General features: G+C 43.8%; 13 protein-coding genes and 1 tRNA gene. 6 read left to right on the top strand and 8 right to left on the bottom strand.

Going from position 1 to position 15,538, the window contains the following annotated elements; genetic code table 11:
* Window positions 1–59: 59 nt before the first annotated feature.
* The 3 genes from BLP85_RS09070 to BLP85_RS09060 all read right to left on the bottom strand — a co-directional run bounded on the left by BLP85_RS09070 (window position 60) and on the right by BLP85_RS09060 (window position 2,974).
* Complete coding sequence (locus BLP85_RS09070) at window positions 60–1,277, bottom strand: tyrosine-type recombinase/integrase (protein ID WP_092819783.1); 1,218 nt, start codon at window positions 1,275–1,277, stop codon at window positions 60–62.
* A 175-nt stretch (window positions 1,278–1,452) separates the two neighbouring features.
* Window positions 1,453–1,528 (bottom strand) — tRNA-Arg (locus BLP85_RS09065).
* Between the two features lie 90 nt (window positions 1,529–1,618).
* Window positions 1,619–2,974, bottom strand: a complete 1,356-nt coding sequence (locus BLP85_RS09060; protein WP_092819782.1) for an amino acid permease — start codon at window positions 2,972–2,974, stop codon at window positions 1,619–1,621.
* Window positions 2,975–3,297: 323 nt separating this feature from the next.
* Here BLP85_RS09060 and prpF point away from each other — a divergent pair, with 323 nt between their 5' ends.
* Together prpF and BLP85_RS09050 are read left to right on the top strand one after the other, a co-directional pair.
* Window positions 3,298–4,488, top strand: a complete 1,191-nt coding sequence (gene prpF, locus BLP85_RS09055; RefSeq protein ID WP_092819781.1) for a 2-methylaconitate cis-trans isomerase PrpF — start codon at window positions 3,298–3,300, stop codon at window positions 4,486–4,488.
* Between the two features lie 218 nt (window positions 4,489–4,706).
* Window positions 4,707–5,615 carry a polyprenyl synthetase family protein gene (locus BLP85_RS09050; RefSeq protein ID WP_092819780.1) on the top strand — a complete coding sequence of 303 codons (909 nt, stop codon included), beginning with the start codon at window positions 4,707–4,709 and terminating at the stop codon, window positions 5,613–5,615.
* A gap of 81 nt (window positions 5,616–5,696) precedes the next feature.
* Here the strand turns inward: BLP85_RS09050 and putP are convergent, their stop codons facing one another.
* From putP to BLP85_RS09025, 5 genes are all read right to left on the bottom strand, one after another.
* Window positions 5,697–7,187, bottom strand: a complete 1,491-nt coding sequence (gene putP, locus BLP85_RS09045) for a sodium/proline symporter PutP (RefSeq protein ID WP_092819779.1) — start codon at window positions 7,185–7,187, stop codon at window positions 5,697–5,699.
* 183 nt (window positions 7,188–7,370) lie between these two features.
* Entirely contained in the window at window positions 7,371–8,225 is an 855-nt protein-coding gene (locus BLP85_RS09040) for an SPFH domain-containing protein (protein ID WP_092819778.1), read from the bottom strand.
* 14 nt (window positions 8,226–8,239) lie between these two features.
* Complete coding sequence (locus tag BLP85_RS09035) at window positions 8,240–8,713, bottom strand: NfeD family protein (RefSeq protein WP_092819777.1); 474 nt, start codon at window positions 8,711–8,713, stop codon at window positions 8,240–8,242.
* Window positions 8,714–8,811: 98 nt separating this feature from the next.
* Window positions 8,812–9,729, bottom strand: coding sequence for a patatin-like phospholipase family protein (locus tag BLP85_RS09030; RefSeq protein WP_092819776.1), 918 nt, complete (start codon window positions 9,727–9,729; stop codon window positions 8,812–8,814).
* Between the two features lie 63 nt (window positions 9,730–9,792).
* Window positions 9,793–10,419, bottom strand: coding sequence for a 1-acyl-sn-glycerol-3-phosphate acyltransferase (locus tag BLP85_RS09025; RefSeq protein WP_092819775.1), 627 nt, complete (start codon window positions 10,417–10,419; stop codon window positions 9,793–9,795).
* 146 nt (window positions 10,420–10,565) lie between these two features.
* On the opposite strand from BLP85_RS09025, the gene BLP85_RS09020 reads away from it, so the two are divergent.
* The 4 genes from BLP85_RS09020 (at window position 10,566) to BLP85_RS09005 (ending at window position 15,535) form a co-directional block, all read left to right on the top strand.
* On the top strand, window positions 10,566–11,825 hold the full coding sequence (locus tag BLP85_RS09020) for an MFS transporter (protein WP_092819774.1): 1,260 nt from the start codon (window positions 10,566–10,568) through the stop codon (window positions 11,823–11,825).
* A 118-nt stretch (window positions 11,826–11,943) separates the two neighbouring features.
* Complete coding sequence (locus BLP85_RS09015) at window positions 11,944–13,053, top strand: porin (protein WP_092819773.1); 1,110 nt, start codon at window positions 11,944–11,946, stop codon at window positions 13,051–13,053.
* A 127-nt stretch (window positions 13,054–13,180) separates the two neighbouring features.
* Window positions 13,181–14,848, top strand: a complete 1,668-nt coding sequence (locus BLP85_RS09010; protein WP_092819772.1) for a phosphoethanolamine transferase — start codon at window positions 13,181–13,183, stop codon at window positions 14,846–14,848.
* A gap of 9 nt (window positions 14,849–14,857) precedes the next feature.
* A complete protein-coding gene (locus tag BLP85_RS09005) occupies window positions 14,858–15,535 on the top strand; it encodes a response regulator transcription factor (protein ID WP_092819771.1) in 678 nt (225 codons plus the stop codon).
* Window positions 15,536–15,538 lie beyond the last annotated feature (3 nt).

Raw genomic sequence — 15,538 nt, 5'->3', positions numbered from 1 at the left:
AATTCGCTACATAACTGAAAGCAATCCTGAAATCAACCAGGTAGTTCACCGGATGTTTATTATAAAAAATCCTTTTTAATTTGCTCACAATAATCAGCCCATTTTTGCATCATCACTTTTCTCTTTTCTAAATGCTTGGTACGGTTATATGCTCGGCCATGCATATCTCTTACTTGATGGGCAAGTTGTTGCTCAATCAGTTCAATCGGAAACTCTAAAACCTCTTCTAATATTGTACGTGCAGAAGCACGGAAACCATGTCCGCATGCTTGTTCACTGGTATAGCCTAAGCGACGTAAAGCTTGATTAATCGTATTTTCTGACATCGGCTTTAAGTTAGAAGTTGTTGCTGGAAATACAAACTCACTTTTAGCTTTTGTTATGAGAGCAAGTTCAGCAAGCAAGTGAATAACTTGAGTTGAAAGAGGGACAATATGCTGAACTCCAGTCTTTGATTTCGTTTTCGGAGGAGTGTAACTCCACAAACCCTTTGTAAGGTCGATATCTTGCCATTTTGCATGTCTTAATTCGCCTGGGCGAACAAAAACTAAAGGCGCAATACGTAGGGCATATCGAGTGACTGCTGAACCCTCATAATGATCAATGTCTTTTAGGAGCAAGGCAAAATCTTTAGGCTCTACCAAAGCTGCCATGTGTGTTACTTTGGGAGGCGAAATAGCTCCTTTTAAATCTTGAGTAACATCACGTTCACAAAGCCCAATAGAAACCGCATATCGAAGGATTTGACCGCATTTCACTTTGACCTTTTTAGCTGTTTCTAATTTTTCTTCTTTTTCATAAATTCGACAAACTTTTAGTATATCCATGGCTTTAATTTCATGTACTGGAATTTTTCCAATATATTGATTAATTACTTCTAATAAGCGTTGTTGTCCTTTAATTGTTGATTCGGCAAAGTCTTGTTTTTCTATCCATTCATTTGCAATATTATAAAAATTATTATTATTCGCATTTAATATCTCATTCTCAATTCTAACCTTTTCAACATGCGGGTCGATATTTTGAGAGAGAAGAGTGCGAGCTCCTTCACGTTTAGTTCTTGCATCGGCTAAAGAGACTGTAGGGTATGAACCAAAGCTTAGAGAATTTCTCTTTTTGGTATAGGGACGTGAATAATCAAATCTCCAGCTTTTATCACCAGTCTTTGAAATAATCAAAAATAAGCCATTGCCATCGGCAAGCTTTTGTACTTTCGTAGAGTCTGCTTTGATAGTTTTAATTTTGGTATCTGTAAGTGGTATAACGATTTTTGGCATTTTTACGGTAAGATTTTTTGCGGTAATACATCTTACCGTAAAATCTACCGCAAAAAAATATGCATTAAGTTAGAGTTTTATAGACTTACTTAGATTTTAATTTTTAATAAAACACTGAATTTTATATATTTTTAAAATTATCTTGAAGTGTTGTAGATCAAAATAAACCATAAAATGGTGCGCCCTGCGGGACTCGAACCCACGTCGGTCGCTTAGGAGGCAACTGCTCTATCCAGTTAAGCTAAGGGCGCAATGCGCAGCTAATTTAGCGCAAATACCGGTAAAAAAAAAGTTATTGTCGAAACAATAACTTTTTAAAATGAGTTAAATGAATTTTGTGCTTAAGATTTCTTCGCATTTAGGCTTTTGAATAGGCCAAACATCAGCACAATCCAGACTGGAATCATCAGTACAGATTCTTTAAAACCTTGGGTCCACATAATATAAAGGACTGTTGCAATAAAGATCAGTACCACATAATTGCTGACAGGAGCCCAGAGTGCCGGGAACTTGGTTTGAATCGCAGCGTTTTTGACAGCCTGTTTGAATTTCAAATGCGTCAGACTGATCATGGCCCAGTTAAGAACCAATGCACCCACGACCACGTACATCAAGTGACCTAAAGCGTCTTCTGGAACAAAGTAGTTTAAAAGCACACAACCGAAAATAAGCAGGGCCGAGAATAAAACAGCAGGAATAGGTACACCTTGTTTATTCACTTTCAGGAACGCTCTTGGTGCATTGCCTTGCTGTGCCAGACCATACAGCATACGGCTATTGGCATACATACCGCTGTTATAAACAGACAGTGCCGCAGTCAAGATAATGAAGTTCAGTAAGTGCGCTGCCCAGCCAATACCGAGTTGACTGAAAATCATCACAAATGGGCTTTTATCCAGACCACCGAGGTCTAGCTGGTTCCAAGGCACTAAGGATAAAAGAATCGTAAGTGAACCCACATAGAAAATCAGGATACGAAAAACGACCTGGTTAATGGCTTTAGGAATGGTTTTTTCCGGGTCTTTGGCTTCCGCAGCCGCCATACCAATCAGTTCAATACCGCCAAAGGCGAACATGAGGAAAGCCAGCATATAGAACAGGCCTTCAAAACCATTCGGGAAGAAACCGCCATGTGCCCAGAGATTGCTAAATGAAGAGGTCGAACCTGCATCTGCGGTCAGCAATAAATACAAACCGAAAACAATCATGGAAATCACGGCAGTCACTTTAACAATGGAAAGCCAGAATTCGGATTCGCCATAAAACTTCACATTGCCGAGATTGACCAGAGTAATGACAATGAAAAAGAACAGTACCGAAGCCCATGCAGGAATATGCGGCCACCAGTAATTGATATATTTGGCGACTGCAGTCAGCTCTGTCATGGCTACTAGAATATATAAGATCCAGTAATTCCAACCCGCCAGGAAGCCCGGGAATTTGCCCCAATATTTAAAGGCAAAATGGCTAAATGATCCTGCTACAGGCTCATGTACAATCATTTCACCCAGTTGGCGCATGATTAAAAAGGCGATTAAACCACCAATGGCATAACCCAGAATAATGGAAGGGCCAGCAGATTGGATGACCTGTGCGGAACCTAAGAATAAGCCTGTCCCAATTGCACCGCCCATGGCGATCAGTTGGATATGACGGTTCTTTAAGCCACGCTGAAGTTTGGAAGACTCGTTGTTCAAAGTATTCAGCCCGACAATGTGTAAGGAAAGGATTGTAATAGATTGTAATAGATTGAAATGTATAAGCCTAGTACAGGGCCAGGAGGGAGGTTGTTAAAAAATAATCACAAAAAACATATTTTATATATTTTAATTTCGAATCAAGGAATTAATTTTATTTTTAATTACATAAAATAAAATGATGTTAATGATAAAAAAAAGTTTGATATCCGTTTTTTATACTTAAGTCAAGAAAGCATCTATTTCATCAAAAAATCGCTATGATACTTTTTAGCATTTTGCTGAAGATGTACAACAATGATAAATGAAAGGATAAAAGAGAAATGAGTTTTGCTCCACAAATCAAGATTCCAGCAACCTATATGCGTGGCGGTACCAGTAAAGGTGTGTTTTTTAAACTGGATGACTTGCCACAAGCTGCACAGCAGGCTGGAAAAGTGCGTGATCAGTTATTGCTGCGAGTAATTGGAAGTCCTGATCCATACGGCAAGCAGATTGATGGCATGGGTGGAGCAACTTCAAGTACCAGTAAAACCGTGATTTTGGCTAAAAGTACCCAGCCAGATCATGATGTCGATTATTTATTTGGACAGGTTTCGATTGATCAGCCTTTTGTGGACTGGAGCGGCAACTGCGGTAACTTGACGGCTGCAGTCGGCTCATTTGCCATTTCCAACGGCTTGGTAAATGCAGAACGTATTCCTGAAAATGGCATTTGTACCGTTCGTATCTGGCAAGCCAATATTCAAAAAACCATTATTGCCCATGTGCCGATCACCAACGGACAGGTACAGGAAACCGGTGATTTTGAACTGGATGGGGTGACTTTCCCGGCAGCTGAAGTTGCAATTGAATTTCTGGACCCGGCTGATGATGGTGAAGAGGGCGGAGCCATGTTCCCGACGGGGAATGTCGTGGATACCCTGGAAGTGCCGGAAATCGGAACTTTCCAGGCGACCTTTATTAATGCCGGTATTCCGACCATCTTCTTGAATGCTGAAGATATTGGCTATGAGGGCACTGAATTACAGGATGCCATTAATGGCGATGCCCAAGCTCTGGCACGTTTTGAAACCATCCGCGCTTATGGCGCCAAACAGATGGGACTGATTCAGGACATTTCCGAAGCGGAAAAGCGCCAACATACCCCGAAAATTGCCTTTGTATCGAAACCTAAAGCCTACACATCTTCAAGCGGTAAAGACATTCAAACCACTGATGTCGATTTGCTGGTTCGCGCCTTGTCGATGGGCAAACTGCATCATGCCATGATGGGCACGGCTGCGGTGGCGATCGGTACGGCTGCTGCGATTCCTGGAACGCTGGTCAATCTGGCAGCAGGTGGCGGAGTACGTGAAGCGGTACGCTTCGGGCATCCATCTGGTACTTTAAGAGTCGGTGCACAAGCTGTTCATGAAAATGGACAATGGGTAGTCAAAAAAGCGGTCATGAGCCGCAGTGCACGGGTACTGATGGAAGGTTGGGTTCGAATTCCGGAAGATAGCTTGAAATAGCAAACAAGATAGAGAATCTTGCGAGAAAGCAGTATCATGCTGCTTGTCATTGATCAATAAGTTAGCCTGGTTCAAGCTTAAACGATGATGACGGTTCAATTCTCATGTAGATGAGGAATCACAAGTTCTCTGTCGAAGGTGACAAGAGCGTTGTATATTAGATCGGAGCATTTTTAATTTTCCCGATCTATTCCCAAAGCAAAGTATTCGAGGCGAATGTGTCATCTTTAACTGACGTGCAAGCAAATGCATTAACTCAAGCACAGCAACGTATTCAACAAGATTTATTAACGGCATTAGACGCATTTTCCATACCGGAGCCGCTTAAAGGGGCTGTGTATCATGCGGTCATGCTGGGCGGAAAACGGGTACGTCCTGCACTTTGTTATGCCACCGCTGCTTTAAAACCGAATGCAAATTTTGCTGCCGTACGCCGTGCTGCAGTCGCCATTGAAATGATTCACTGTTATTCACTGGCCCACGATGATTTACCCTGTATGGATAATGATTCCTTGCGTCGTGGTCAACCGACCTGTCATGTCGCTTTTGGGGAAGATACGGCATTACTGGCAGGGGATATCTTGCAGTCGATGGCCTTTGAAATCTTGGGTAGCCGTCTGTTTGACCAGGGCCCAGCAGTTGCTCCGGCCATTGTTTTAAAACAGATGCAAATTCTGGCGACTGCCAGCTCGAAAATGGTCTGTGGTCAGGTGCTGGATTTGCAGGCTGAAGGCAAGCGTGTGGATCAGGATGCTCTGGAAAATATTCACCGTAATAAAACTGGTGCCCTGATTTCCGCGGCAGTGATGATAGCAGCCGTGACCGTATTTGAAGGTACAGATCCTGCCATTCCTAAACTGCGTGAATATGCGCAAGCGATTGGACTGGCCTTTCAGGTGCAGGATGACATTCTGGATATTATTTCCGATACGGCAGTACTGGGGAAAACTGCGGGCAAGGATGAGCAAGTGGATAAATCGACTTATCCTGCACTCATGGGGCTGGAAAAAGCTCAGGCCTATGCCAAGGAGCTGCATGATCAAGCCTTTAATGCTTTGGAGATGTTTGCTGAAGATGCAGCTGAACTGAACCAGATTTCAGAATTTTTATTGGCGCGTAAAAGTTAAAAATAATGTAAATTCATCAAAATTGAATCAAAAAAAGAGGACTTAAAGTCCTCTTTTTTTTACGCGCTTAGACTGTAAAAATTATTTAGATGCTTTATACAGGCGGTCACCTTCATCGAAACGGGTGGTCACTTCAGCAGAAGGGGCTTTACCCAGCAGGCTGACCACGACAATGGCAATGATTGAAGCAATGAAGCCCGGAATAATTTCATAAACACCGGTATCGCCCAACAGGTTTTTCCACAGAATGACCACCACTGCTCCGACCAGCATACCGGCAAGTGCGCCATTTAAAGTCATACGACGCCAGAACAAGGACAGAATAATCAGTGGACCAAAAGCCGCACCAAAGCCCGCCCAGGCATAAGCGACTAAACCAAGCACCTTGGATTCAGGGTTTCCAGCCATCCAGATAGCAAGCAGGGCAATCAGTAACACCATGAGACGGCCAATCCAGACCAGTTCGGTTTGCGATGCGTTTTTACGCAGGAAGGATTTGTAAAAATCTTCGGTTAGCGTACTTGAGCAGACCAGTAACTGGCAGCTCAGGGTACTCATCACTGCGGCCAAAATGGCTGCAAGTACAATGCCTGCTACCCAAGGATTGAACAGGATTTTAGTCAGCTCCATAAATACGGTTTCAGGATTGGCCGTTACTGCACCGGCAAGTTCCGGATGCTGCTGGAAGTAGGCAATCCCGAAGAAACCTGCCGCCACTGCACCACCCAGGCATAAAGTCATCCAGGCCATACCAATACGGCGTGCATTGGGAATGGATTTCACCGAATCTGCAGCCATAAAACGCACCAGAATATGCGGTTGACCAAAATAACCCAAGCCCCAGGCAAGCAGGGACATAATCGCCACAAAGCTCAAATCCCCCATGACATTCATGGCTTGTGGACGTGCTGCCTCAAGTGCCAAGGTCATTTGAGACAGGTCCGAGAAACTCAAAATGGTCACAATAGGGGTCAGTAACAAGGCAAAAATCATCAATGTCGCCTGAATGGTATCGGTCCAGCTGACCGCGAGGAAGCCACCGATAAAAACATAACTGATGGTGGCAATCGCACTGATCCAAAGCGCCGTGCTATAGGATAGGCCAAACATGTTTTCAAACAGGCGTGCACCGGCCACCATGCCTGAAGCACAGTAAATAGCAAAGAAAATCAAAATGATGAAAGCTGATGCCACACGCAGGATTTTCTTCTGGTCGTTAAAACGGTTGGAAAAATAGTCCGGCAAGGTCAGGGCATTGTGCTGTACTTCGGTGTGTACACGTAAACGTCCGGCAACCAGCAGCCAGTTAAGCCATGCACCAATAATCAGACCAATGGCAATCCACATTTCAGATAAACCTGAAAGATAAATTGCGCCCGGAAGGCCCATCAGCAGCCAGCCACTCATGTCTGAAGCACCGGCAGAGAGCGCCGTCACGAAACTACCTAAACGACGACCTCCCAAAATGTAATCAGAGAAATTGGCTGTCGCGCGATAAGCCAGAAGGCCAATCGCGACCATGGCGACAATATAAAAAAGAAAGGTGATTAAGGTCGGATTCAGGGAGCTCATACGGTATCCATTTACACGGTGGACAGTAGATCGAAACACAGGCTTTTAAAGAACAAGCACAAATAATTTCAAAAAAAAATAACGCGAAATTTAACCATAGATTAAAAAAATTTGCAGATTTTTTCGTGGCGGAAATAAAAATAGACAGCCTTTGCTGTCTATTTTTCAAGTCAAAAGAATAGGTTACTGATTGCGTCCCATCACTCCACGGATGGTATGCAGGATGTCGGCAGGCAACACCACAGTTTTGGCATTATTGGACTTCGACATGTCCTGCATGGCTTTGACATACTGTTCACCGAGCAAATAAGCGACCGGAATTTCTTTATCGCCAACCGCTGAAGTCACCATCTCAATGGCTTTTTGTGAGGCTTCAGCCAGGACAACTTGCGCTTCTGCATCACGGCGTGAAGCTTCCAGGCGGCCATCGGCTTCTAAAATAGCCGCCTGTTTTTCACCATCTGCCTTGGTCACGGTTGCACGGCGCTGACGCTCGGCAGCCGCTTGGGCTTCCATTGCCGCCTGCATGGTCGATGATGGCTGAATATCCTGAATTTCCACGGTTTTCAGGGTAATGCCCCAATCCGAAATATCATCGGAAATGGCGGCTTTCAGTTTGGCTTTAATATGGTCACGTGAAGACAGCGCATCATCCAGATCCATTTCACCGACAATAGAACGCAGTGAGGTTTGCACCAGGTTCTGAATGGCCCAGGTATAGTTTTCAATACCGTAAACCGCTTTTTCCGGGGTGGTGATATTAATGTAGGCCACTGCATTCATCAGCAGTACCGCATTGTCACGGGTAATCACTTCCTGCGAAGGAATATCCAGCACGATATCTTTGGTGGTCACTTTATATGCCACTTCATCAATATAGGGAATCACAAAGCTCAGGCCGGGAGCCAGAGTGGTATGGTATTTACCCAGACGTTGCACAATCCACTTATAACCCTGCGGGACAATGCGCACCCCTTTAAAAATGGTCACCCCGGCAAAAACCAGCAGCGCCAAAACAATAATTGTTCCACCAGACATGTTATTTCCTCAGTTTATATATTTTCGTTATTGGGATTATGGGGTTTAACCACCAGATCATTACCCGAAATTTCGACCACACGAACCCGGTCTCCAACGTGTACCGGCGCTAAAGTACGGCAATTCCATTCATCTGAACCCAACACAGGCATTGGAAAACGTACCGTAATCAGGTCATGTTGCAAATGGATTTGAATCACCATGCCGACCTGACCGATCGTGGCTTCACGGGATAATCCGGCTTTGGTTTTATCAATGGAAAGCGGTTTGATAAACTTGAACCACAACAAGGTGCATAGCACAGACAGGATAATCCAGGTGACAATCTGGGTAGTGAAACCCATCATCGGAAACATCCAGTATAAAACCCCGACCATAATGGCACCGATACCAAACCATAAGGCAGCAAAAGCGGGCAGGGCCAATTCGGAGAGCATGAGTAAAATACCCAATACAAACCAGTGCCAAGGTTCTAGAACAAATTCCATACATCTACTCGTGTATTGTAAAAATTGATATAGACGACTAACTGTCTATATCAATTTAGCAGATGAATAAGTCTTTGAATATTAAAAAAGCATAAATTTTAAATTCTGGATTTTGGCGCAGGTCTAAACGCTGCGGGTGACTTTTTAAAATCGCTAATCGCCTTATCAATCGAGATAATTTTCAGCTGGGCCGCTTTTTCGCCTTCCAGAATGGATTCATGACTGGCTTTTAAATCCAGCGTGCCTAAATGTCCCACTTTAGGCTGAATGATCACACTGGCCTGATTCAGTTCTTCATTAATACTTTGCTGACCCATAATATTAATGGTCTGGTCCAGCAGACCCCACATGTTCATCGGTTTATTGCCGGCCGGACGTGCCGAAATATCCACGGCAATGACAATATCGGCCCCCATGGCCTTTGCGGTTTTCACCGGAATCGGACTGACCAGCCCCCCATCAACATACTGTTTCCCGCCAATGGTGGCAGGAACAAACACATTCGGAATACTGCAGGAAGCACGCACGGCCTGACCGGCATTGCCTTTAATAAATTCAGCTTTAGTGCCGGTGTCCAGACGGGTTGCAACAGCGGCAAAGCGAATCGGAAATTGTTCAATCGGTTTATTTGCAATGTGCTTGTTCACGTAATTCTGCAATTTTTGACCCTGCACCACACCTTGGCTGTTGAAGGTTAAATCACGGATATCCGATTCTTTTAACGTCAGTGCAATTTGCTGTAGTTGATAGGGTGTTTTACCACTGGCATAAATGCTGCCGACAAAACTGCCTGCACTGGTCCCGGTCACGATTTTAGGTTTAATGCCATGCGATTCTAAAACTTTCAGCACCCCGATATGGGCAAATCCTTTGGCACCGCCACCCCCGAGCGCAATGGCAACCACAGGTTCACGGGCCTTGATGGTTGTGGTTTGTGGTGGTGTTTTGGTGGTTTTATCACAGCCAATCAGGCTCAGCCCAAGTAAGCCAATACAGGAATAGTGTGCAAGTTTCATGGTTGAAATTGAACATCAAATAGACAATGTTGCACACATCACAGCAAATAATTTTATGTTTGGCTAGTTGTTTTTTAAACGATTTTGTAAAGGCTTGGCTAACCAGCCCGGATTTTTGGGAGAAAATTTTCCGGTATAGTGATCCAGAATTTGTTCTACATCCTGTTCATAATTTCCTGTGGGCTGAAACACGCCCAGGCAGTGTATCGCCTTGTTTTTATAATCCAGTGAAAACATCACAATCGGGATATGGGCACCCACGGCAATGCGGTAAAAACCACTTCTAAACGATTCGGCCTGTTTGCGCGTTCCTTCCGGTGCCATACCGACCCAGATCTGCTGTTGCGTATTGATGAAGTCGATAATTTGCTGAGTCGTGCCTTGCTGGATACTGCGATTGACCGGAATCACGCCAATCCATTCCAGTAAGGGTTTCAGCGGGGTGTTGAATAGGGTGTGTTTGCCAAAAACCGTGATCTTGATGCCCAGCCCAAGCAGTGCGGCAAAACCATGCCAGGCATCAATATTCGAGGTATGCGGAGAGATAATGGCGACCGCTTTCGGCAGGTTGGGAAATTCACCTTCAAAACTCCAGCCTTGAGCCAGAAATAATTTTTTGAAAATATTTCGGCTTAAGTGACCACTACGGGCAGGCACTTGATCGGGCAAGGTCGGAAAGTGTTGAGTCATGGTGCTGTATGGAATTTCCCGGCAAATCTATAGACTTTTAAATATGTTAAGCTTTTGTAAAATAAGATTCATTGGCAAAATGTAAAGCATCATTCAGCTTGCCTGATCAAAATAGTCAATCCAGTTTTTGACCCTAAGGGCACACTATGCCGAGTACACGTAACATCTATCTATTGTTGTTCTCTTTATATTGGGCCCAAGGTTTACCCGTCGGTTTTATGACCCATGCTTTACCGGTGATTTTACGTGCCCAAGGGGTATCGCTGGCACATATTGGCGGTTTTGGCTTATTGATGTTGCCCTGGTCGATTAAAATTTTCTGGGCGCCCTGGGTTGACCGTTTTGGCCATTACCGTAGCTGGATTATTCCGACCCAGTTGTTGAGTGTGCTGGTACTGGCTGGCTTGTCTTTCCTGCCGATTCAGGCTTTAAACCAGCCTGAGTATTTACTGGTCTTTTTTATTGCCTTACTGAGCATGAATCTGGTTGGTGCCACCCAGGATATTGCCACCGATGGCCTGGCGGTCAATCTGCTGAACAGTCAGCAGCAACATTGGGGCAATACCTTTCAGGTCATTGGCTCCCGACTGGGCTTTATTGTCGGTGGAGGGGCCATTTTATGGGCACTGGACTGGCTGGACTGGCAAAGCACATTTTTAATCTTGGCGGGACTGGTGCTGCTGAATACTTTACCCATTTTATGGCTGAAAGAACCGCAACGATTAAAGCATACGCCGTCCAGTACCCAAGCAGAAACATTTCGCTGGCAAAAAATAAAAGATTATCTGACTTATTTTTATCAAGAGCAAAGTCTTGCTGCATGGTTCACAGTCCTTATCACATTTAAGATTGCCGATGGTTTAGCCGGGCCTTTGCTGAAACCCTTAATGGTCGATTTAGGACTGACATTTTCCCAGATTGGCATTTATGTGACCATGCTGGGCGCTGTGGCTGCGCTCATCGGTGCAGGGCTGGCAGGGTTCAGCCTGAAGTATGTTTCCCGTGAACATGCCTTAGTCGGGTTTTCTATTTTGAAAATTTTCAGTCTGGCTGCCTATGCCTGGCTAGCCCTTCAATATGAGGCACAAGGTCCTATTGAAACCTGGCTGATCTATCTGATTAATGCCGCTGAGGACATGATTTCCGCCATGCTGTTGGTGGTGATGCTGACTCTGGTCATGCAATACAGCCGCAAACATTTGGCAGGAACAGATTTCACTTTTCAGGTGGCGTTGATGGCCACCGTGAGCGGGGGGCTGTATAGCCTAAGCGGGATTTTTGCCGATCGTTTAGGCTATGGAAATTATCTCATCATTATTACTTTGATTGCGATTTTATGTTTGTGGACAATTTTCCGATGGATAAAATATTTTAAACAATGTAATAAAAACTTAACAAATCAATAATTTGACTATTTGATAAGGCTAAATTATTAAAAATTATATATAAATATAAAATTAATGATTTTGTAACATAAATCCTTTGTGTATGATTTGTTACAAAATAAACCAATGGACTATTGAAATGAAAACCAAATTAGCAGCAGCGATTGCATTAAGCCTACTGGCTGCACCAACTTTTGCAGCACCAACTCTTTATGGGGAAATTGATGCAAGTATTGATTACTTGCCAGAAGACAATGCCAATACTTCGGATAAAGATGTAGTAGAAGTCAGTTCTAATAGCTCTTTCATTGGTTTAAAGGGTGAAGAAAAACTGAACGATCGTCTAAACGCAGTTTATGCAATTGAATGGGGTCTCAGCGCAGATGGTGATAGTACAGACTGGACTACGCGTAACCGTTTTGTCGGTTTAAAAGATGCTCAGCTCGGTACTTTAAAAGTGGGTGCACATGATACTCCGCTTAAACAGCTTTCAAGCCCAGTTGATACATTCAATAACTACGTTGCAAACAAGGCTGATGTTACAGGGATTATGACTGGTGAAGCCCGTATATCGAATGCGGTTATTTATGAATCTCCGGCAATTGCCTTGCCTACAGGTGCCATTAAAGTAAATGCATTATTGGCTTCTGGCGAAGCTTCAGGCATTGCGAAGGGTAACGGTGCTTCTAAAACTGCCGGGCGTGGTTTAGGCGACGCATGGTCTGCATCTGTAGTATATGACAGCCCGGTGGTTGTGGCGGGTATTGCGTATGACAAAGCAATTCCAAGTAATTTTGCTGGTGTAGGTTTTTTAAATACAAAGCAAAGTGAATTGGGTGATAGAACTTCTATTTTTGCTGCAGCGAATACACTTCGTGCGATTGGCCGTGTAAATATTGATGGTGGTTTGGCATTAAAAGCACTTTATCAAACTTCTGAAGTAGAAGATGCAGCCGGCAATGAGCTAGCCGCAGCAGATATTGATGATTCACAAGGCTGGTTGTTGGGTGCAGAATATAATCTGCCGACAGCTAAGGCTTGGACAGTAAAAGCGCAATATAGCCAAAATACAACCAGCTTTAAATCAGCAAAATCAGATTTTGATGCGCAACAGATTTTTGTCGGTGCCGACTATGCATTTAACAAACAGGTGAAAGCTTATGGTTATGCAGGTTACTTGACTCTTGAACAAGGTGATCTTGAAACCAAACAACCTGTAGTGGGTACAGGATTGGAATATAAATTCTAATCTGTCAGTTGTTGTATTCTAAAAGGCGATGTTTAACATCGCCTTTTTTATTACTTTTTTTATATTAAGTGAATTTTAAGTTTGGTATTTTAGATTAAGGCATCAGTAAAAAGATTAGCCCAAAGTCATGTCAAATATCATCAGTCCCATACGCGATAAGATAAAGCCGATTTCATTAAGCCAGTTTAATGTGTTGCTGGCGATCTGGCTGGGCGCGATTTTAAATTTTGCATTTTTTCAGAAAATCCAGAGTTTGACTCCCTACCAGGGTCCGAAAGCCTATCTGTTTTTAATGGCAACGGTACTGGTGATTGTGGCTGCCTATAACCTGATTTTTCAGCTGATCCAGTGGAAATGGAATGCCAAAATCTTTGCCTCCATCTTTTTGGTGGTGGGCGGTTTTACGGCATATTTTGTCAATAGTCTTGGCGTGGTCATTTCCCCCGAGCAAATTCAAAACATGATGCAAACCGATGCCCGTGAGGTCGGCGATTTACTATCTCTACAGTTTGTATTGTGGACAGCTGCTTTTGTTGTGTTTCCTCTCCTTTTTATCAGTCTGGTTCGGATTAAAGCTGAATCTTTGCCTCGCAAAATCATTAAAAAGCTATTGAATGGCGTTGCTTCGTTGCTGCTGGTCGGTGGTTTATTATTTGTTTTTTATGTTGATTATGCAGCAATTTTTCGGGAACATCGTGATTTGAAAGGCATGATTTCTCCACAAAATGCCATCGCATCGACCCTATCGTATTACCACAAATCGGCACCCAAAAAGAATTTGCCTTTAATTCAGTATGGGGAAGATGCTCATTTGCTTCAGCCCGTCAATGAGCAGGCTAAACCGAAGCTCATGGTGTTGGTGGTGGGTGAAACAGCCCGTGCAGAAAGTTTTTCATTGAATGGCTATGTCAAAAATACCAATCCTGAACTCTCTAAACTGGACATTATTAATTTCAGTCAGGTGAGTTCATGCGGTACTGCAACCGCCGTGTCGGTACCCTGCATGTTCTCTGGCATGCCGCGTGAAGATTATGACGAACAGTTGGCCAGTCACCGTGAAGGACTGCTCGATATCGCACAGCGTGCCGGCTATAAAGTGACCTGGATGGATAATAACTCGGGTTGTAAAGGTGCCTGTGACCGGGTTGAACAGTATCAGATTCCGCAACAGCTCAAAGATAAATGGTGTGCGAAAGATGGGGACTGTTATGATGAAATTCTGGTGGACAGTTTAAAAAGCTATCTGGCTGCAATTCCTGAAACCGACAAGACCCCACGTTTAATTGTCCTGCATCAGATGGGCAGTCACGGACCTGCTTATTATCAGCGTTCCAAAGCACCCTTCCAGCCTTTTAAGCCGAGTTGCGATAGCAATGCAATTCAAGGTTGCAGCCGTACAGAATTGTTGAATAGTTATGATAATTCGATTGTATATACCGACCATGTTTTGAGTTCGCTCATTCAGGTGTTAAAAGGCAATAGTGCTTATCAAACCGGATTCTGGTATCTGTCCGATCATGGTGAATCGACAGGAGAACATGGCTTGTATTTACATGGCTCGCCTTATGCGATTGCGCCGACCCAACAAACCCATGTTCCCATGCTGATGTGGTTTTCTCCTGAATGGACTGCACAAAATTCTGCGCAAATCACTTGCTTAGCCCAGCAAAAAAGCAAAGAATTAAGTCAGGATAATTTGTTCCCGAGTCTGTTAAGTTTACTGGATGTGAAAACCCAAACCATTGATGAACAAAAAAATATGTTGCAGCACTGTCAGTCAACAAAGAAGGTATGAGTTTAAAGCATGGCTAAAATATTGATCATTGAAGATGATTTCATGATTGCTGAATCCAGCATGACTTTGCTGAAATATCAGCAATTTGATGTGGAATGGGTCAACAACGGAATTGACGGTTTAAAAAAGCTCATACAGGAAAAGTTTGATATCGTCCTGCTCGATCTGGGCCTGCCGATGATGGATGGCATGCAGGTGCTGAAACAGATTCGCCAGCAGTGGCCCGCTTTACCTGTACTGATTATTTCAGCACGGGATCAACTGCAAAACCGGGTGGATGGATTGAATAGCGGGGCAGATGACTATCTGATCAAGCCCTATGAGTTTGATGAACTGTTGGCCCGTATCCATGCTTTGTTACGTCGTAGCGGGGCAGAGTCTGCGCTGCAGGACAACCCGCAAATTTTAAGTTATGGCGAACTCACGCTGGATGTCGAACAGCACATTGCCAAGTTCAAGGGGCAATATATTGACCTGTCCAATCGTGAATGGGCAATTCTGATTCCCTTGGTCAGTCATCCGAACAAGATATTTTCTAAAGCCAATTTAGAAGATAAATTGTATGATCTGGATAGCGAAGTCAGCAGCAATACCATTGAAGTGTATGTGCATCATTTACGTGCCAAACTCGGTAAAGATTTCATTTGCACCATTCGCGGCTTAGGTTACCGACTGGGACAATTATAAATC

This window comes from Acinetobacter kookii (genome assembly GCF_900096895.1).
GTDB lineage: Bacteria > Pseudomonadota > Gammaproteobacteria > Pseudomonadales > Moraxellaceae > Acinetobacter > Acinetobacter kookii.
Note: the sequence above shows the minus strand (reverse complement) of the source record. Positions and strands in the feature narration are given on the sequence as shown.